Raw genomic sequence first — 20,935 nt, 5'->3', positions numbered from 1 at the left:
TCTAAATATGCTTACTAAAACTTTTATTTAGGAGATATTAATGCTAATAATCAGTAAGCTAAAAATTTTATTCCTTTTAGCATAGGTTTTTTGCCTTAAACGTTTCTTTTTTGGGAAAGATTACAAATATACAAATATTATCACAATCGATTGTAATGATTTCTAATCAATTGAGCTACTATTCCTTTAAAATTGATTCTATTAAGGAGTATTAAAAAAACTATAGGCCAAATACATTTGGGGTTTGCCCGGTTTCTATGGAGTGATTTTTATCACAGTTAGCTGCCTGGCTTTTTAAACTCTTATTATCAAGAATAGTTTTGTGACAAAAGTGAACCAACTGGTTTCTGAATGCAATTGTACTTATTTATTAAAAAAATAATTCATTATACAATCGATTGTTTTTATGGATTAAAATTTGTAACATTGTTCATTAATCAGGTGATCCTGGTGTGTATTAAAGAATAGTAAGGGAAGAATGCTGTGGACTTATACGTGCTTGTTGGGTTGCTAAAGAGTTGCATATCAAAAAATAATAAGCTTAAACTAGTATAGATGAAAAAATCAAAAATCGGCTTTTTAGTTTGTATTTTGGCAGTTCTTTTTTCCTGTAAAGAGAACGGTGAAAAGAAAGAAACAAAAGTAGCTACACCTAAAGTTGCCGCAGAAAACTTTCCTGATAAGGAATTGGCGTTGGCGGCTAAGCAATATGATTTATTGTTGAAAGATGCCCGGGAAGCAGATAGGGTTCCGCGTACTGTAAATGAGCAAGGGGGGATACATTGGGCAAACCAGGGGTTTGATTGGACCATAGGTTTTTTTCCTGGAACTTGCTGGTACCTTTTTGAAGATACTAATGATGAAAAATGGAAAGATGCCGCTGATTATTTTCAATCAAAATTTGAAAATTTCAAAAATATTAAGAGTAATCATGATCTGGGTTTTGTCTTTCAATGTTCTTATGGAAATGGTTACAAAAACACCAAAAATGAAAGCTATAAAGATGTTCTTATTACCGCGGCCAATTCACTAATTGAGCGTTTTAACCCTAAGGTAGGGTCTATTAAGAGTTGGAATGTAGATGGAGGCTGGCAATCTGAAAGAGGTTGGAAATTTCCGGTAATAATAGACAATATGATGAACCTGGAGTTGCTTTTTGAGGTTAGTAAAATGACTGGGGATGAAAAATATAAGCAAATAGCAATTACACATGCCAATACCACATTGAAAAATCATTTTAGGGATAACAACAGCTCTTACCACGTGGTAGATTATGACCCTAAGACCGGCAAAGTAAGAAGTAAACAAACTGCACAGGGGTTTAATCACGAGAGTTCCTGGGCCAGGGGGCAGGCCTGGGGTCTATACGGTTTCACCCTTAGCTATAGGTATACCAAAGATGAAGCCTATTTGGAACAGGCAACAAAAATAGCCGATTTTATACTGAGCAATGAAAGCACACCAGAGGATATGATTCCATATTGGGATTATGATGCGCCAAATATTCCTAATGAACCTAGAGATGTCTCGGCTGCAGCTATCACGGCTTCAGCGCTTATTGAACTTGCAGGCTATGATGATGAAAAGTATATGGAGGCAGCCAACAAGATCCTAAAGTCACTTGCTTCAAGCGAATACACCGCCAATATAGGAGAAAACAATCATTTTATTTTAAAGCATAGTGTTGGGAGTATTCCCCACAAAAATGAAATTAATGTACCATTAAATTATGCCGATTATTATTACGTAGAAGCCTTATTGCGCTACCGCGAGGCTTCTGGGAAATAAGATAATCGATGATAGATAATTGTTTCTTCTGTTTTGTTCAACGAACAATTTTAGGGATACAATTCAATATTTGTGAAAGATAACTGGGATGAACATGTCAAAACCTTGTTTTGGATTTTTATATATAGCAGTACTAAGTTTATTGGGGTGTAACTCTGTAAATAAAACTGTAGAAATTCGGGATAGTAAGGAAAGGCCGAATGTATTGATTATTTATCCCGATCAACTTAGGCGATATAGTGCAGGCTTTTGGTCTGAACCTGGATATCGGGATGCGGTAGTAGGGAAGCCAGACCCGGTAATTACGCCCACAATAGATAATTTGGCCAAAAACGCTGTGGTTTTTACCCAGGCCTTTGCTAATTATCCACTTTGTAGTCCTTCCCGCGGTATGCTTTTATCGGGTATGTATCCTGAGCAGAATGGGATTTGGAACAATGCCAGGGTTGGAAGAGAGGAGTCGTTAAAAGAAAACATTATCACTATTACCAATTTATTTCACGAGGAAGGCTATGATATTTCCTATTTCGGAAAAGCACATTATATAAAGCCGGTGCCAAAATTTAATAATGCGGGAGATTATGTAGGAACCGAAGATGCCTGGGGAGGTAATTATATTAATGAATTTGACACTTATATCCCGCCTGGAATAGATAGGCACGATATAGATTATTATTATCAGGTATTGAAAGATGAGCATGCAAATCCGTTTGTGTTTTCTAACGATCCTGCAGTAGTAGGTGGGAATAAAGATGGAGAATTATATCAACCTCGTGAGTTTTCCACTAAAATAGAATCTGAAACCATTATTGAATATCTTAAGAAGAAAAGAAATCAAAGAAATGCAGATAAGCCGTTTTTTATGATCTGGTCTATTAATCCGCCGCACAATCCCTGGGATAATGCCAATACAGATATGCTAGAGTATCGTAAACATTATGATACCGATAAATACCCTAACATTGATAGTGCCCTGGTGGTAAGGCCTAATGCAGATCTTAAAGTAGCCGGTTATGCGCGTAACTATTTTGCCAATGTAACAAGTATAGATAAGTATATAGGTAGGGTTTTAGAGCAACTAAAAAAAATGAAGGTTTTGGATAACACCATAGTGGTTTTTACTGCAGACCATGGTGAAATGATGGGAAGTCATGGGCTTACCGCTAAGAATGTTTTTTATACTGAATCTACGGCAGTTCCTTTTATTGTACACTGGCCAAAGAAGGTAAAGCCTGGTAAAACAGATGCCTTATTGGGAAGCCCAGACATTTACCCTACCATTGCAAGCTTGGCAGGTTTAAAAGAAGAAACGCCAGAAGCCGTTGAAGGTAAAGACCTTTCTGCCTTTATAAAAAATCCGGGGAAAGTCGATGCTAAACCTGGAAGTATATTGCTAATGTTGAAAAATTCCCGTGGCCTGCAAACCAATAGGTATACATTGGTTTTAACAGAAGTTAAAGAACAACAGGGAAATTTGGAAGGAGCTAAAATAGGGGAGGCCTATATTTTTGATAATAAAAAAGATCCTTATCAATATAATAAAATTCCATTGGAGGAAAAACCAGGTTTATCTGGAAAGCTTTTGAAAGTTTTAGCCCAAAAGCTTAAGAAGGCAAACGACCCCTGGTTTCAAGATAAAAAATACAAAAACTTAATTCCTTACCAGGATTAGAGAGATGAATATAATAGGTAATTGACTAATTAAAGAGTTTTAAAATTTATACCAGAAATATGAAAATAAAGACTAAAGGATTAGGGTACGTTTTAACTTTTCTAAGCGTACTTTTATTATTTGCTAGTTGTAAATCTAATACTAAAGAGAAAGCAGAAGAGTCGTTAACTGTTGAGGTTCAAAACGAACTGGATTTTAATAGAAATGAAGTGGTTGGAATTAAAAAACAGGATTTACAAAGTTTTTTGGAAGATAAATCTGAAGAGAATCTTCGAATTAAAAAGGAGGGAAAAGAAGAGTACCTGCGAACCCAATGGATAGATTATAACCAGGATGGCATCAACGATGAAATTCTTTTTCAGGCGAAAGTAGGTGCAAATTCTTCTGTGAAATACATCATAGTAGAAGATAGTAGTAAAACTGCTCCTAAAAGCAATGTCGTAGCATATTCTCGTTTTGTTCCCGAGCGTATTGACGATTATACCTGGGAAAACGACAAAGTTGCTTTTAGAACTTATGGCCCTGCAGCCAAACAAGCGGCTTTAGATGGTGTTCCCGGAGGTGTGGTTTCCAGCGGAATTGACTTGTGGTTAAAAAGTACCAATAGATCTATTATAGACGAATGGTATAAAAGAAATACCGAAGAAGAAGGCTATTATCATACCGATAGGGGAGATGGCTATGATCCTTATCACGTAGGCAGTAGTCGCGGCACCGGTGGAATTGGTATTTATGAAAATGATAGCTTATATGTTTCAGAAAATTTTGTGGATTTTAATATTATAGCACAGGGACCCTTGCGAACAGTATTCGAATTAAGCTATGCACCCTGGAGTCCATACAATGTCAAGGAAACTAAACGTATAAGCCTTGATTTGGGTACTAACTTTTCAAAATTTGAAAGTACGTTTTCTTCAGATAAAGAAGTGCCCAATTATGCTGCGGGGATTACGCTTCATAAAAATGAAGGAGATTTTGAAATGGATGAAAACAATACCTGGCTTTTACATTGGGAAACTATAGACGGCTCCCATGTAGGAGAAGGTATAATTGTAGACCCTCAACAAGTAGATTCAATCTTTGCCCGTGTGTCAAAGACTCCCGACCAAAGCAATCTTTTAATAACAATGCAGCCTAAAGAAAAATTGGTTTATTATGCTGGTTTTGCCTGGGAACGAAGTGGCCAGGTTTCTTCTATGGAAGAATGGAAAAGAATGTTGCTAAAACAGGAAAAGATTATAGATAAACCTTTAGAGGTTAGTTTAAAATAAAGTGTAATAAATGCTTTTTAGTGTTTAATATAAGTTAAGTAGTAAGTAAAAAACAAAAAATTATGACAAATTCAGATTTTAGGTACGCACATCATCCAGAAGATGCCAAGAGATATACAACCCAGGATTTAAGGGATCATTTTTTGCTTCCGGAACTTTTTAAGAAAAATGAAATTAACCTAACCTACACCATGTACGATAGGTACATTGCGGGAGGGGCATTTCCGGTAGATCAAAAAGTAATGCTTGAGCCTATAGATGAATTAAAAGCCGACTTTTTTCTGGAGAGAAGAGAATTGGGAATTATTAATGTAGGTGGAAGCGGTAAGGTTACTGTAGATGGCAAAGAGTATGAGCTTGGCCATAAAGAAGCCTTATATGTAGGTCGCGGAAATAAAGAAGTAAGCTTTGAGGCAGTTGATGGAGAGCAGCCTTATTTTTACTTAAATTCTGCCCCGGCACATAAAGCTTACCCAACAAAAAAAGTAACTAAGAATGAAGCTGAAATTGTGCATCTTGGAGATGATAAATATTCAAATAAAAGAACAATCAATAAACTCCTTGTAAATTCGGTAATAGATACCTGTCAATTACAAATGGGAATGACCGAATTGGCAGAAGGAAATATTTGGAACACCATGCCACCACATACCCATTCACGCAGAATGGAAGTGTATTTTTATTTTGATTTGGAAGAAGGGCAAACCATAAGTCATTTTATGGGGCAACCCCATGAAACCCGTCATATTTTTATGAAAAACCACCAGGCAATAATTTCCCCGGAATGGTCTATACACGCTGGCGCAGGAACATCTAGCTACACTTTTATTTGGGGGATGGCCGGAGAAAACCTGGATTATAGTGATATGGATAAGGTTGCGGTAAACGAATTGAAATAAAACATTAATTATAAAAGTAGAAAGACAATGAAGTTATTTGATTTAAGTGGAAAAGTAGCATTGGTAACCGGTGGTACTCACGGCCTGGGAATGGCTATAGCTAAGGGGCTCGCCGAGTCTGGAGCAGAATTGGTTATTACTGATATTTTTCAAGACAAATTAGAACAATCGATTGAAGAATATAAAAATGAAGGCTACAAAGCCACTCCTTATCTTTTTGATGTAACCGCTGAAAATGAGGCCGAAGAATATGTAAATAAGATTTTGGAAGCCCATGGCAAGATAGACATCCTTGTAAATAATGCAGGGATTATAAAGCGTGAGATGGCTGTAGATATGAAGGTGGCAGACTTTAGAAAAGTGATAGATGTAGATCTTGTAGGTCCATTTATCATGTCTAAATTGGTTGCAACCGATATGATTAAGAGAAAGTCGGGGAAAATCATCAATATGTGTAGTATGATGAGTGAATTGGGCAGGGATAATGTTAGTGCCTATGCAGCAGCCAAAGGAGGATTAAAAATGCTTACCAAAAACTTAGCTACCGAGTGGGCAAGACATAACATTCAGGTTAATGGTATTGGCCCCGGCTATTTTGCCACTAGCCAAACCGAACCTATTCGTAAAGATGGACACCCTTTTAATGAATTTATAATTAGTAGAACACCAACTGCAAGATGGGGAGACCCGGAAGATTTACAGGGAGCCGCAATATTTCTAGCGTCTGAAGCCAGTAAATTTGTAAATGGTCAGGTGGTTTATGTTGACGGTGGAATTTTAGCTACTATAGGAAAACCGGCCAATGAGTAAGGTAGTTACTTTTGGAGAAGTCTTAATGCGTTTATCTCCATCTAATCACCGAAAGATGCGGCAGTCTCATCAATTGGAGTTCTTTTTTGGGGGCACCGAATTGAATGTGGCCGCATCTTTGGCTAATTTTGGAATGCGTGTAGAGCAGGTTAGTGCGGTATCTAAAGATTTTGTAGGAGAAGCTGCAATTGCTTCTATGCGCCATCTGGGTATTGAAGTGCCTGCTGTAACCAGGGTAGATCATCCGTTAGGACTTTATTTCCTGGAAATAGGTGCAGGAATGAGACCTAGCCAGATTTCCTACAATCGGCTTCATGGTGCTTTTGCCAATATCATCCCAGATACAATTAATTGGGAGGAAATATTGGAAGATTGTAGCTACTTTCATTGGACCGGTATTACGCCGGGAATTTCAGAAGCAGCATATAAAACTTTAAAAAATGGGTTGGAAGTCGCCCAAAAAAAAGGAATAACAGTTACTGCGGACCCCTCTTATCGTAATAATTTATGGAAATACGGAAAAGAAGGGGGCGAAGTATTGGCCGAGCTTACAGGACTTTCTAATATCTTTATTGGCGGAGTAAATGAAATTAACGAAATCCTCAAAACCGATTTTGAACTTAGTAGGGAAGGATTTATTGAAGCCAGCAAAGAGCTTATTTTTACTATTCCCAGTATCGAAAAGGTTTTCGATAAAGTAAGGACAGGTGTTAGTGCTTCCTGGCAAAAAATTTACGGACAGGCCTGGACTGGTACAGAATACATCAACACGGTAGAATTAGAAATATCTAGTGTGATAGATCGTATTGGTACCGGCGATGCATTTGCTGCAGGAATTATCTATGGGCTTGAAAATTATGATGATCAATATACCTTAGAATTCGCAACCGCATCTTGTGTTTTAAAACATACTATCCTGGGTGATAATAGCCTGGTGAGTTTGGAGGAAGTATTGGATGTCATGAATGGAAATACAGGGGGTAGAATAAAACGATAATACATTCTGTGCGATTTGTAAGGTATTATATGATTAAGTAAAACATAGCAATAAAAAGAAGTTTATGGCGAATTATACGAGAATAACGGTAGTAGAAACTATGAAAAAGACGGGTATCGTTCCGGTTTTTTATAGCAATAGCCTGGAAGTATGTAAAGAAGTTTTAAAAACTTGCTATGAGGCGGGAGCCCGGGTGTTTGAATTCACTAACCGCGGGGATTATGCGCACGAGATTTTTGGCGAGCTGAATAAATATGCTTTAAAAAACCTGGACGGAATGATAATGGGAGTAGGCTCGGTTATAGACGCCGGTACTGCTTCGTTATACCTCCAATTAGGTGCAAACTTTATTGTTTCTCCTATTGTTAATCCAGAAATGGCCAAAACCTGTAATCGTCGTAAAGTAGCCTGGATGCCGGGTTGCGGTTCGGTGACCGAGATATCGTATGCCGAGGAATTAGGGGCAGAGGTAGTTAAAATATTTCCGGGTGGCACGGTAGGAGGTCCATCTTTTATAAAAGCAGTAAAAGGGCCTATGCCCTGGAGCAGTATTATGCCTACCGGTGGGGTAGATACCACTGAAGAAAGTCTAAAGGAATGGTTTGAAGCAGGAGTACATTGTGTAGGTGTGGGATCTAAAGTTTTTATTAAAAATAAAGATGGCTCTTATAATCTGGATATTTTAAAAGAAAAATTAGAAGGAGCCCTGCAATACGTACAAAGAATTAAAACAAAAGGATAGTGAAATTTCAAAAAAAAATAGGCAAAATACTTTTATTGATTTTGCTGACTGGTATTTTCATTTCCTGTGAAGAACAAAGTGATGTAAAGGTTATAAAACTTGGCCACCATTTAGATGTTAGCCATCCGGTTCATAAGGCAATGGTTTTTATGAACAAAAGACTTCAGGAAAAATCCAAGGGTAGGATGAAGCTTGCAATTTACCCGAATGCACAACTAGGGTCAGAACGTGAGTCTTTGGAACTGTTGCAAATTGGTAGTTTGGGTATGACTAAGATTTCTTCAGGAGTAATGGCAAATTTTGCCCCTGAATTAGAAGTATTTGGTTTGCCATTCCTATTTAGAGATCGGGAACATCGTTTTAAGGTGCTGGAAGGTGAAATAGGAAAAGAGCTACTTAATGCAAGTACTGGACAACGGTTAAAAGGGCTTACTTTTTACGATGCCGGGAGTAGAAGTTTTTACAGTAAAAAGCCAATTCGAAAACCTGCAGATCTTGAAGGTCTAAAAATACGGGTAATGCAAAATCAGGCAGCCATACGCATGGTTAAGTTATTGGGAGGGTCCCCAACCCCAATTTCTCCCAGTGAGTTATATACAGCCTTACAACAGGGAATCGTAGATGGCGCAGAGAATAATCCGCCAACATTCCATTTAACCCGAGATTATGAAATATGCAAGTATTATACACTAGATGAACATACTTCCCTCCCCGATGAATTAGTAATTGGTACGCCGGTTTGGAATAAGTTAAGTAATAAGGAGCAAAAATGGCTTAAAGAAGCCGCTGTAGAGTCTACCAAATATCAGAAGGAGATTTGGAGAGAGGCCGAATTGGAAGCACTGGAAGAAGTTAAAAAAGCCGGCGTGGAGATCTTTAGGGTAGATAAAGATAAGTTTAGGGCTAAGGTAAAACCTATGTACGAGGAATTTGCCAAAAACCCTCAGCTTAAAACCCTGATAGATAAAATCCAGAAAACAGGCTAGTATTATTTAAACCGGTAAAATTCCAGACGAGAAAATTAACCACGCAGAGATACGGTTATTTCTATGTAGTAGAATCTCTGCATATGCTATAAAACTATATACAGATGAAAGAAAATATAGATAAAGTTTTAAGTCATTTTTTAGTACTACTTATGGCTATTATGGTTATGGCAGTAACCTGGCAGGTCTTTTCAAGATATGTAATGCAAGCCCCAAGTTCTATAACCGAAGAGTTGTCCCGTTTTCTACTCATTTGGATTGGGCTTTTAGGAGCGGCTTATGCATCAGGACAGCAAAATCATTTAGCAATAGATTTGTTGGAAAGCAAATTAAACCCACTGCACAAAAAAAGACTGAAAATCAGCATTAATGTCTTAATAATATTTTTCTGTATAACGGTTTTAATTATTGGTGGGGGCAACCTTGTTTATGTGAATTTTGACCTGGGGCAAAACTCGGCTGCCTTAGGGGTTCCCTTATACATTATTTATACTGTACTTCCTCTAAGTGGTGTATTGGTAATAGCTTATAAAGTAAATGAAATTTTAAATTCCGAAAAGTACCTAACATGATTTCAGAAATATTAATCCTTGTAATTTCATTTGTAGTATTACTGGCCATTGGGGTGCCGGTAGCCTGGTCTATTGGGTTGTCTTGTTTATTTACTATGCTGGCTTCACTCGATTCACTGGTAGCTTTTACCACCATAGCGCAAAGAATGGGAACGGGATTGGACAGCTTTTCGTTGCTTGCAATTCCATTTTTTATTTTAGCGGGACAAATAATGAACCAGGGAGGAATTGCCCGGCGACTTATTGATTTTGCGAAGGCCTTAATTGGCTCTATGCCCGGCGGATTGGTGTATGTAAATGTAATAGCAGCAATATTATTTGGTGCTATTTCCGGTTCTGCTGTAGCGGCTGCTTCAGCCATTGGAGGTATTCTGGGGCCACCTATGGAGAAGGAAAATTACTCTAAAGAGTTTGGGGCGGCAATTAATATTACTTCTTCTACCACAGGAATGGTAATTCCACCTTCTAATGTGCTTATTGTATATTCTTTGGCCAGTGGAGGGGTTTCTATTGCGTCTTTATTTTTAGCCGGTTATATCCCCGGAATTTTAATGGGGTTGGCCCTTATGCTTGCAGCCAGTGTATGGATTAAAAAGAAAAAATATCCAGCCGGGAATTCAACAAGCTTTAAAAAAATACTCTCTACCTTTTTTAATGCATTTCCCAGCCTTTTGCTATTAGTAGTAGTAATTGGTGGAATTGTGTCTGGAGTATTCACCGCCACCGAAGCTTCTGGAATTGCAGTTATATATTGCCTGGTCTTAGCTATTGTATACCGGGAACTGGATAGAAAAATTCTTTTTAAAGTATTTCTGGATTCGGTAGGTACCACCGCTATTGTTATGTTGTTAATTGCTGCATCTATGAGTATGTCTTGGGTAATGTCTTATGAAAATATACCTCAGGTCGTTAGCGATACCTTACTTTCTCTTAGCGATAACAAGTTTGTTATTTTATTGATTATTAACTTATTGTTGCTTTTTGTAGGAATTTTTATGGACGTCACCCCGGCTGTACTAATCTTTACACCTATATTTTTACCAGTTATGGAAAACCTGGGAGTAGATCCAATCCATTTTGGAATTGTGATGGTAATGAACCTATGCGTAGGATTATGTACACCACCGGTGGGTTCTGTTCTTTTTGTAGGAGTTGGTGTGGCAAAAACCAGTATTCAAAAGGTAATAAAACCCTTACTACCACTCTATGTGGTAATGTTTCTCGTATTAATCCTAATTACTTTTATTCCTGCTATTAGCCTGTGGTTACCGGGTTTGTTTGAATAGAATTATGCAATTATTTTACCTGTTTTTTGGTTAGTAGTCTCTAATACTATTACCAGGTATTTTGAGTATTAAAATTCTAGGACGTAAAACTATTATACTGAAGCTATTTGTTTAAAATATAAGTTATGTACTCACAAGGCAATGTGTTTCAAAGAAAATATATAAGCCCATGAACATCTAATTATGAATCAAAAGTTTTAAATTTCGCCTGGAAAGAATACAGTTTCAAATCAAAATAATTTAAAAAGTAGACGAGGCTTAAGTTGGAGTGATATTGTCTGGTCGTAGCTAATTATCTAAAATCAATAAGATGGAGTGCTTAATAAAGAAAGTTGCGTTCTATCCTTGCTCAGGTTTCTTAATTAAGGAGGTAGTTTTACCTTGTTTTAACTAAAACGTTTACATACCTATAAACAGGAGATTAATAATAAAAGATGGCATTTGGTTGTAAAATAATTACTTAACTGCCTTTTAATGTGATAAAACAATTAAAGAATGATTTTTTTCAAAATGGGAACAAAAAAAATAAAGCTGAAAAAATTTAGATACAACTTTACCTATCTGATATTGGCCCTTATTCCTTTTTCGGTTTTCGGATGCAAAACTGATACAGCTAATGATAGCAAAGCTTCTAAACCCAATGTAGTTTTAATCTTTTTAGACGATGGGGCCTTCGATGATTTTGCACCTTTTGGAAACCCACAATATCCAACTCCCAATGTTGAAACTTTGGCAGAAGAAGGGCGTAGTTTTTATAATTTTTATGTTCCGCAAGCGGTTTGTTCGGCTTCCCGCGCTGCGTTGCTAACCGGAAGTTATCCGGGCCGTACAAAGGTTTTTGGGGCTCACGGGCCTGGTGAACCGGGTCTTGATCCGCAATTTGCAACTATGGGAGAAGTGCTACAAAAAAATGGTTATAAAACCGGGATTTTTGGTAAATGGCACCTGGGCGATAAACCGGGCCATAGGTCGCACGATAGGGGATTTGAGGAATCTTCCGGCTTAATGTATTCTAACGATATGTGGTCTGGTCATCCCGAAAATCCTGAATATTGGGGTAAATGGCCACTTCAGTATTGGAAGAATGGCGAGGTTGTAATTGATAGTGTTACCGCCCAGCATCAAACAGAGCTTACCAAATGGTATACCCAGGATGCTGTAAGTTTTATAGAAAAGAATAAAGATGAACCATTTTTCCTCTATCTCCCGCATTCTATGCCGCATGTACCTGTTTTTGCCGGTGAAAAATTTCAGGGCAAATCGGGAACCGGGGTTTATGGCGATGTGATGATGGAGTTAGATTGGTCTGTAGGGCAGGTTAACGATGCCATCAAAAAAAATGGATTAGAAGCTAATACCCTTTTTGTTTTTATCGCTTCAGATAATGGCCCCTGGCTGGCCTATGGGGATCACGCTGGAATAACGCGTTTTCGTGAAGGTAAAGGAACTATTTTTGAAGGTGGAGTTCGCAATCCCCTTATTATCAAATATCCCGAAGAAATAAAAGCTGGAACTATTACCCGAAAAACCTTTAGCTCTATCGATATTTTACCTACCATCTGTAAACTTACTAACACGCCACTTCCCGAAAATGAAATAGACGGGAAGGATGTATGGGATTTAATAGTAGATAAGCCCGGAGCCCAAAACCCTCATCAATATTATCCTTTTTCCAATGATGCAAACTTACAAGGTGTAATGAGTAGTGATGGAAGGTGGAAACTACATTTAAGGCACCCTTACCGCACTTTGTCTAAAGCCGGGGTTGGTGGCGCGCCGGGATCTTATTATCAGGAAGATTTAGATACAACTTTGTACGACCTGCTTCATGACCCTTATGAGAAAGGCAATGTGATTGATAGTTATCCCGAAAAAGCAAAAGAGCTACTGAAATTAGCTATCCAACATCAAGAAAAGTTTTATACAGAGTAAATTAAGAAATAAAGTTTAGCAACTGCCCGGTTGTATCTTTTAGCTAAAAAATGTATTTAAAACGTGTGATTTAGTGTTACATCCCAAGTGTTGTAAGGTAGGAAGCTAATTTCGAATTATAATAATGACAATGAAAAAAAGTATTTTAAGAATAAGCCTGGTTGGGTTTTTTAGCCTTCTTGTTTTTGGTTGTAAGTCTGATAAAAAGGAAAATGAAGTTCAGCAAAAAGCTCCAAATATTATTTATGTGCTAGCCGATGATTTAGGGTATGGAGATATTCAGGTATTTAATCCCCAGTCTAAGATAAAGACTCCCCATATAGATAAGTTGGCAGCTGAGGGTATAAAGTTTACCGATGCACATACCTCTTCCTCAGTTTGTACTCCCACTCGTTATGGTATCCTAACCGGGAGGTATAACTGGAGAAGTCCTTTAAAAAGTGGGGTTCTCACGGGCGCTTCCGGGCCACTAATTCCTAACGATAGAACAACAATCGCATCCTTGCTTACAAAACAGGGCTATAATACTGCTTTTATAGGTAAATGGCATTTGGGTTGGAATTGGGCCTTAAAAACTGGAGATTCTCTGGGTGCAGGTTGGGATTTGCGGGATTTTGATAATATTGACTTCTCAAAACCAATAAAAAATTCACCAAAAGATTTGGGGTTTAACTATTACTATGCACATGCCGCTTCTCTGGATATGGCGCCTTATGTATATGTTGAAAACGATATCATTACGGCATTGCCCGATACCATTACCGAAAACAAAGACTCTTATGAGTTTTGGAGGTCGGGCCCTACTGGAGCCGATTTTGAACACGAAGATGTTACGCCCAATTTCTTTGAAAGAGCAATTAAATATGTAAAACAAAGTTCTAAAAAGAAAAATCCTTTCTATTTGTATTTGGCACTGCCTTCGCCACATACGCCAATTCTGCCCACCGGTGAGTGGAGAGGGAAGAGTGGTTTAAATCCATACGGCGATTTTGTTATGGAGATTGATTTCTATATGGGGCAACTCTCTCAAGCAGTGAAAGAGGCCGGAATAGAAGACAATACCCTAATAGTTTTTACCAGTGACAATGGTCCGGCTCCAAGTGCAAATTTAGAAGTACTTAAGGAGAAAAAGCACCAATCCAGTTATCTGTACCGGGGGCATAAAGCAGATATTTTTGATGGAGGACATCGTGTTCCGTTTATTGTAAAATGGCCTGCTCATATAGAACAAAAGTCTACTTCAGATATCACTATAAGCTCAACAGATTTTTTAGCCACAGCAGCAGATATCCTGGAGGTTGATTTAAAGGATAATGAAGGGGAAGATAGCTTTTCAATGCTACCGCTGTTCTCTAAGGAAACCACATCTAATTATAAAAGGAAAGCTACGGTTCACCACTCGGTAAACGGAACTTTTGCGATTAGAAAAGGAAACTGGAAAATGATTTTTGCCCCTGGTTCGGGAGGCTGGAGCGATCCTGTACCTGGATCTAAAGAGGTAAAAGACCTACCCGTATTTCAATTGTATAATATAGAATCAGACCCTGGGGAGGAGCATAATTTATATGAAAAGAAACCGGAAAAAAGCAAAGAATTGAAAGCGCTCATGACTTCAATAATTGAGAATGGTAGAAGTACTTCAGGAACTAAGCAACAAAATGATGCACCATTGAATGCTCAGGAATGGGAACAAATAAAGATTTTTGAGAAGGAATAAGAGAGCATAATCATTTCAAAATAGATTTTAACAAAAGCAAAAAACAGTTCAATGATAAAGCCTTTATTTTCTACATTGATTTTTCTGATATTTTCGGTGTGTTTTAACCAATCTCAAGCTCAGGTTAATATTGATTCTTTAGAAAGGTATTGGAAACCTGAAGCAAAGAAGATTCGAATTATATCTTATAATATCTTTAATGGTTTTAATTGGGGGAAAGATGTAGAACGACAAGATCGTTTCATAGCCTGGGTTAAGAGTCAGGATCCCGAGGTATTGGCAATGCAGGAACTTAATAATTTTACTCAGGAAAGTTTAATTGCATTGGCTAAGAAATGGGGGCATTCCTACGCAGCAATTATTAAAGAAGATGGTTATCCTGTGGGAATAACTTCAAAAAAACCAATAAATATAAAGAACAAAATCGTTGCAAATGTTGGTCATGGTCTTTTACATGTTGAAACCTATGGCTTCGATTTTTTAGTGACACACTTAAATCCATCTAACACAAAAGAAAGGTTGCAGGAAGCCAATTTTATCGTAAACTATATCCAGGATAAAGGTTTGGACAACTTTTTATTAATGGGCGATATGAATGCGCATTCACCTATGGATGCCGATTATATGGAGGGAAATGCAACTAAATTATTACAGAATTACGGGGGAAATAATAGTGAAAACTTAATAGAAGGAAGATTTGATTATTCAACAATTTCTATGTTTTTATCATACCCATTAGTTGATATATGTCGTGAGTATATAGCGGCAAATAAGCGTGCTACATTCCCTAGCCCAATTTTAATGAATGTTTCAAAACATAAGAGTGTGCGCTCAAAAATTGAAGAAAGAATTGACTACATTTTTTTGCCATCCGGAATGCTGGATAAAGTAGTGGATGCATTTATATTTAATGAAGGGGAAACCGAATATTTATCAGATCACTACCCGGTAGGTGTTGATCTTTTAGTGAAAGAATAAGGGAGGGAAGAATCAATTCTCCGCTTTTGTGATTTTATAGGAAACCATGTTAGGAGGTATAACTATATTATGATATTTTTACGAGTTAAAATATCAAACTAAATACAAACGCATGATTTCTCTCCTAAAATCTAACAAAACGAAAGTTTTATTAAGTGGGCTTTTGCTAAGTTTAGTTATTCTAAGCTGTAAAAATAATAATGACAAAGCTTCAGATGATTCTAACAAAGAAAATAATAAGAATCCCAACATAGTCTTTATTCTTGTAGATGATATGGGGCTTCACGATCTTAGTGTTACCGGAAGTGATTTTTATGAAACACCTAATATAGATCGTATAGCTCATGAAGGTACTATCTTTACTCAGGGGTATTCTGCCAGTAGGGTTTGTAGTCCTGCCCGTGCCAGTATTATGACCGGTAAATTTACAGCCCGTCATGGGGTTACAAATTGGATTGGTGAGGCTACAGGTAAAGATTGGCGTAGACTTGGTAGGAATAGTAAATTGCTGCCCGCAGATTATGTTCATCAATTGCCCAAAAAAGATACAAGTTTGGCAGAAGCTATGCGTGATGCCGGTTATAAAACTTTTTTTGCCGGGAAGTGGCATTTAGGAGACGAAGGCTCTTATCCTGAAGATCACGGATTTGAAATTAATAAAGGAGGCTGGGATGTTGGGACACCAATAGGTGGTTATTTTTCTCCTTGGGAAAATCCTAAACTTCCAAACCGGGAAAAAGCCGAAAACCTCTCTTTGCGCCTGGCCAGGGAAACTTCAGATTTTATGACGGCAAATAAAGACGAGCCTTTTTTCGCTTTTCTTTCGTTTTATGCTGTTCACGGCCCCATTCAGACTACCGAAAAAAAATGGGGAAAATACCGTAATAAAGCAGAAAAATTAGGAATCAAAGAAAGTGGGTACGAAATGGAGCGCGTACTTCCTATTCGTACTGTTCAGGATAATCCTATCTATGCGGGGCTTGTAGAACAAATGGACGATGCTGTAGGCCTGGTTTTAGATAAATTACAGGAACTGGGAATAGCCGATAATACAATTGTTGTTTTTACTTCAGATAATGGTGGTGTGGCTTCCGGAGATTCCTTTTCTACTTCAAATTTGCCATTACGTGGGGGGAAAGGCTACCAATGGGAAGGAGGTATAAGAGAACCTTTCTTTATTAAAGTTCCCTGTATGAAAGATGCTCCCAAAAAGATAGAGGAGCCTGTAACAGGCACCGACTTTTACCCAACACTGCTTGATTTTGCGAATACCGATCTATTGCCAAATCAGCATAAAGATGGGAAAAGCCTAAAACCATTATTGGAAGGTAAAAAGATTGCCGATAGGAACCTTTATTGGCATTATCCGCATTACGGAAATCAGGGGGGCGAGCCTTCTTCCATTATTCGGAAAAAAGATTGGAAATTAATCCATTATTACGAAGATGATAGAGATGAGTTATATAACTTAAATATCGATCCCGGAGAACAAAATGATGTTGCATCAGAAAACCCGGAGATTACTTCAAAAATGCGGAAGGAGTTAGAAGAATTTCTAAACGAAGTTGCCGCAAAGAAACCAGAAAAAGATCCAATGCACGACCCTGAATTAGCCGAAAAGTTGTACGAAAAGAAAGTAAATAATCTGTTGCCAAATCTGGAAGCAGAACGAAAAAAAGTGCTTTCTAAAGACTTTAGCCCTAATAAAAATTGGTGGGATAGTAAAGTAACCGAAGATTAATAGCTAACGCAGAATAAAATTAGTAAAACCCTAAGATATGATTAAATCCCTCAAATTCCTGGGCTACTCCCTGTTGCTTATGTTACCATTTGTATCGATAGCACAAGATGATGCTTTTCAGGTAATTCCGCAGCCCAATAAAATGATTAAAACTGAAGGAAACTTTGCGCACAAAAATAAATTGAGCTTAAGGATAAATAAAGAAACCCTAAACCCATTATTGGAATATGCTTCAGAAGCATTACAGGATAATTTTGAAGGAAATATTACACTCGCCAAAAGTAAGTCTTCAGCCAACGTACATTTTATTTTAGATAATAAAATAGAGACCAAATCTAAAGGAGGCTACAATTTACTCATAGACAAAAAAGGGGTGAAAATTTCCGCAGCAAGCGAACAGGGCCTTTTTTATGGGCTACAAACGCTACTTCAAATGCTAAAAACCAATAAAGATCATGTTTTGAGCTATGTTGAAATTACCGACGCCCCGCGTTTTGAATGGAGGGCATTTATGCTGGATGAAGCCAGGTATTTTAAAGGTATAACACAGGTGAAGAAGTTGCTAGACGAGATGGCAAGGTTAAAAATGAACGTTTTTCACTGGCATTTGGTAGATGACCAGGGCTGGCGTATTGAAATTAAAAAATATCCTTTACTTACCGAAATTGGATCTAAGAGGGCAAGTACACAGGTTGGTCCCCGAAAATGGAATAGCCCCATACAATCTGGAGAACCTCACGAAGGTTTTTATACCCAGGATGAAATTAAAGAGATTATAAAATATGCCGAAGATCGGTATATCACGGTGGTTCCTGAAATTGAAATGCCCGGGCACGCTTCTGCAGCAATAGCTGCATATCCCTGGTTGGGCTCTTCGGGAGAGGAAATAGAGGTGCCGATTAATTTTGGGGTTAGCGAAGATATTTTTAATGTAGCCGATCCAAAGGTTTACGAGTTTCTTACCGATGTATTGGATGAGGTAATGGCGCTGTTTCCTTCAAAAGTAATCCATATTGGTGGCGATGAAGCCAAGTATGAGCATTGGGAACAATCGGCGATGATTAAAAATTATATGAAGGAAAATAACCTAAATACTTTTGCCGATTTACAAGTAGCTTTTACCAATAGAATTTCCCAATATTTAGAAAGTAAAGGGCGTAAGATGATGGGCTGGAACGAGATTTTAGGGCAGAACATTCACGAATATCAGGCCAAAAAGGATAAAGCAGCAGAAGAGGAATTGTCTAAAAGTTCTGTAGTACACTTTTGGCGTGGCGATATCAAGTTAATGACAGAGGCAGCTGCTGAAGGATATGAAATTGTTAATTCTTTACATACCGAAACCTACCTCGATTATTCTTATAGCAATATTTCTTTGGAAAGAGCTTATAATTTTAACCCGATTCCTGAAAGTTTAGAAACACAATATCACAATAATGTTATAGGTACAGGTGCCCAAATGTGGGGAGAGTGGATCCCTACCAGTGGTTATATGGATTATATGGTTTTTCCTCGTATTGCGGCCTATGCAGAAGTAGGTTGGACCCAACCTAAGCAGAAAGATTTTAATAGGTTTATGAGCCGGCTTCCTGCGCTTCTGGAAACATGGAAAGATAAAGGAATCTATTTTGCACCTATTAAAGAAGCATTACCCAATAAGGATAATTAAATGGAAGCATACTTTAACAAATAAAATATAAGCAAAAATTCTAAAATTTAAATTAAAGACCCAGTCAAACAAATTATTAAGAGAAATAAGTATGAATCAAAAACAATCTCAAAAGCTTTATAGAACAACTATTCTATGTCTTGTTTTGCTCAGCTTTTTTAGTTTTTCAGCCCAGGCTCAAAATAGTAAAGAAGTAAAAATCCTTAAAAATGAATCTTGGTGGGGTGGGGCGGTTAGCGACGGACATCGCATGCCTTTTTCTTCCGGTTATTCTTTTAATATGTATGGAAAAAACAAATACAACCAGGTACAACCTTTATTGGTTTCCAGTAAGGGTCGGGTAATATGGTCTGAAGAGCCTTTTAAATTTAGTGTTTCTGAAGACATCATAGAACTGGATGCGAGAAGAGATATTAAGGTTATTAATGCTGGCAAGAACTTAAAAGAGGCTTATAAGTATGCTTCTGAAAATTTCTTCCCTTCTACCGGGGAATTACCTGACGAATTGCTTTTTAAAGCTCCGCAGTATAATACCTGGATAGAGCTCATGTATAATCAAAATCAAGACGATATTTTAGAATACGCCCACGCAATCATAGATAATGGGTTGCCTCCTGGAGTGCTAATGATAGACGATAACTGGCAGGAAGATTATGGGAAGTGGAATTTTCACGAAGGTAGATTTCCAAACCCTAAAGCTATGATAGATGAACTGCATGATCTTGGTTTCAAAGTAATGTTATGGGTATGTCCTTTTGTAAGTCCCGATAGTGACGTTTACAGAGATTTAGCAAAAAAAGAATTGTTTTTAACAAATCCCGGGAAAGAAAAAAATACAGAAACAAGGCTGCTTCCACCAAACGAACCTGCTATGATCTATTGGTGGAACGGGGTGAGTGCTTTATTAGACTTTTCTAACCCTGCCGCCAAAAAATGGTTTAAGGGGGAGTTAGAATACCTCCAGGAAAATTATGGCGTAGACGGTTTTAAACTTGATGCTGGCGATTTTAATTTTTATCCCGATGCACTTGTTTCCCACAAGCCAAATACCAGCCCGAATGAGCATGCTAAACTTTTTGGGGAAATAGGTCTCGATTTTCCTTTAAATGAATATCGTGCGATGTGGAAAATGGGAGGACAACCTCTGGCACAACGCCTTAGTGATAAAGGACATAGGTGGGGAGATCTTTCTACTTTAATTCCCAATATTACCGTACAGGGGTTAATGGGATATGCCTACAGTGCACCCGATATGATAGGAGGTGGTGAGTTTTCTTCATTTCTTAATGCCGAAACTATAGACCAGGAGCTTATTGTGCGTTCGGCACAGGTACATGCCTTAATGCCTATGATGCAGTTTTCAGTGGCTCCCTGGCGTATTTTAGATAAGGAACACTTACAGGCCGTACAAGAGAGTGTAGCTTTACGAAAAGAGTTTACACCTTATATTATGCAACTAGCCAAAGAATCTTCTAAAACGGGGGAGCCAATTGTTCGTACCATGGAATATAGCTTTCCAAACAAGGGGTTTGAACTGGTAAAAGATCAGTTTATGTTAGGTGATGAGGTTTTGGTAGCACCGGTTTTAGAAAAGGGGAAAAGAGAACGAATAGTCCATTTCCCAAAGGGAAAATGGAAAGATTCTTCGGGTAAAATAATTAAAGGGCCTACAAAAAAAGTGGTCCAGGCTGATTTAGATGAACTGCCTTATTTTGAAAGACTAACTAAATAGATTTATAATTTTTAAGGAAATCTTCTTAATTAAAAGGAATAGAAATTTGCCTGTTAATTTTTAATTTTAGGCTGCGATATTTCAAAATAAATAAGAAGGGTTTAGGATTTGAGAGAATTCTGAACCCTTTTTTTGATTAAGGA

General features: G+C 37.7%; 16 protein-coding genes. All 16 read left to right on the top strand.

Going from position 1 to position 20,935, the window contains the following annotated elements:
* Positions 1 to 555: 555 nt before the first annotated feature.
* A complete protein-coding gene (locus tag GUB10_RS09510) occupies positions 556 to 1,788 on the top strand; it encodes a glycoside hydrolase family 88 protein (protein WP_193711200.1) in 1,233 nt (410 codons plus the stop codon).
* A gap of 88 nt (positions 1,789 to 1,876) precedes the next feature.
* Positions 1,877 to 3,460: a sulfatase gene (locus GUB10_RS09505; RefSeq protein WP_193711199.1), complete on the top strand. Its 1,584-nt coding sequence runs from the start codon at positions 1,877 to 1,879 to the stop codon at positions 3,458 to 3,460.
* Positions 3,461 to 3,519: 59 nt separating this feature from the next.
* Positions 3,520 to 4,731 carry a DUF4861 family protein gene (locus tag GUB10_RS09500; RefSeq protein ID WP_193711198.1) on the top strand — a complete coding sequence of 404 codons (1,212 nt, stop codon included), beginning with the start codon at positions 3,520 to 3,522 and terminating at the stop codon, positions 4,729 to 4,731.
* Between the two features lie 62 nt (positions 4,732 to 4,793).
* Complete coding sequence (kduI, locus tag GUB10_RS09495) at positions 4,794 to 5,630, top strand: 5-dehydro-4-deoxy-D-glucuronate isomerase (protein WP_193711197.1); 837 nt, start codon at positions 4,794 to 4,796, stop codon at positions 5,628 to 5,630.
* A 27-nt stretch (positions 5,631 to 5,657) separates the two neighbouring features.
* Positions 5,658 to 6,440: a gluconate 5-dehydrogenase gene (locus tag GUB10_RS09490; protein ID WP_193711196.1), complete on the top strand. Its 783-nt coding sequence runs from the start codon at positions 5,658 to 5,660 to the stop codon at positions 6,438 to 6,440.
* Positions 6,433 to 7,437: a sugar kinase gene (locus tag GUB10_RS09485; protein WP_193711195.1), complete on the top strand. Its 1,005-nt coding sequence runs from the start codon at positions 6,433 to 6,435 to the stop codon at positions 7,435 to 7,437. Before GUB10_RS09490 ends, GUB10_RS09485 begins: the two co-directional genes overlap by 8 nt.
* 64 nt (positions 7,438 to 7,501) lie before the next feature.
* Positions 7,502 to 8,179, top strand: coding sequence for a bifunctional 4-hydroxy-2-oxoglutarate aldolase/2-dehydro-3-deoxy-phosphogluconate aldolase (locus GUB10_RS09480; protein WP_193711194.1), 678 nt, complete (start codon positions 7,502 to 7,504; stop codon positions 8,177 to 8,179).
* Positions 8,179 to 9,165, top strand: a complete 987-nt coding sequence (locus GUB10_RS09475; protein ID WP_370591087.1) for a TRAP transporter substrate-binding protein — start codon at positions 8,179 to 8,181, stop codon at positions 9,163 to 9,165. The genes GUB10_RS09480 and GUB10_RS09475 overlap by 1 nt, the downstream gene beginning before the upstream one ends.
* A 104-nt stretch (positions 9,166 to 9,269) precedes the next feature.
* Positions 9,270 to 9,737, top strand: a complete 468-nt coding sequence (locus GUB10_RS09470; protein ID WP_193711193.1) for a TRAP transporter small permease — start codon at positions 9,270 to 9,272, stop codon at positions 9,735 to 9,737.
* Positions 9,734 to 11,023, top strand: coding sequence for a TRAP transporter large permease (locus GUB10_RS09465; RefSeq protein ID WP_193711192.1), 1,290 nt, complete (start codon positions 9,734 to 9,736; stop codon positions 11,021 to 11,023). Before GUB10_RS09470 ends, GUB10_RS09465 begins: the two co-directional genes overlap by 4 nt.
* A 495-nt stretch (positions 11,024 to 11,518) precedes the next feature.
* Positions 11,519 to 12,955: a sulfatase gene (locus GUB10_RS09460; RefSeq protein ID WP_193711191.1), complete on the top strand. Its 1,437-nt coding sequence runs from the start codon at positions 11,519 to 11,521 to the stop codon at positions 12,953 to 12,955.
* Between the two features lie 130 nt (positions 12,956 to 13,085).
* A complete protein-coding gene (locus GUB10_RS09455) occupies positions 13,086 to 14,672 on the top strand; it encodes an arylsulfatase (protein ID WP_193711190.1) in 1,587 nt (528 codons plus the stop codon).
* A 51-nt stretch (positions 14,673 to 14,723) separates the two neighbouring features.
* Positions 14,724 to 15,650, top strand: coding sequence for an endonuclease/exonuclease/phosphatase family protein (locus GUB10_RS09450; protein ID WP_193711189.1), 927 nt, complete (start codon positions 14,724 to 14,726; stop codon positions 15,648 to 15,650).
* A 112-nt stretch (positions 15,651 to 15,762) separates the two neighbouring features.
* The gene (locus tag GUB10_RS09445) at positions 15,763 to 17,391 is read left to right on the top strand and encodes a sulfatase (RefSeq protein WP_193711188.1); all 1,629 of its coding nucleotides are present in this window, start codon (positions 15,763 to 15,765) and stop codon (positions 17,389 to 17,391) included.
* A 37-nt stretch (positions 17,392 to 17,428) separates the two neighbouring features.
* Positions 17,429 to 19,060, top strand: a complete 1,632-nt coding sequence (locus GUB10_RS09440) for a beta-N-acetylhexosaminidase (protein ID WP_193711187.1) — start codon at positions 17,429 to 17,431, stop codon at positions 19,058 to 19,060.
* 91 nt (positions 19,061 to 19,151) lie between these two features.
* Complete coding sequence (locus tag GUB10_RS09435; RefSeq protein ID WP_193711186.1) at positions 19,152 to 20,792, top strand: glycoside hydrolase family 31 protein; 1,641 nt, start codon at positions 19,152 to 19,154, stop codon at positions 20,790 to 20,792.
* Positions 20,793 to 20,935 lie beyond the last annotated feature (143 nt).

Source organism: Salegentibacter sp. BLCTC (genome assembly GCF_015143665.1).
GTDB lineage: Bacteria > Bacteroidota > Bacteroidia > Flavobacteriales > Flavobacteriaceae > Salegentibacter > Salegentibacter maritimus.
Note: the sequence above shows the minus strand (reverse complement) of the source record. Positions and strands in the feature narration are given on the sequence as shown.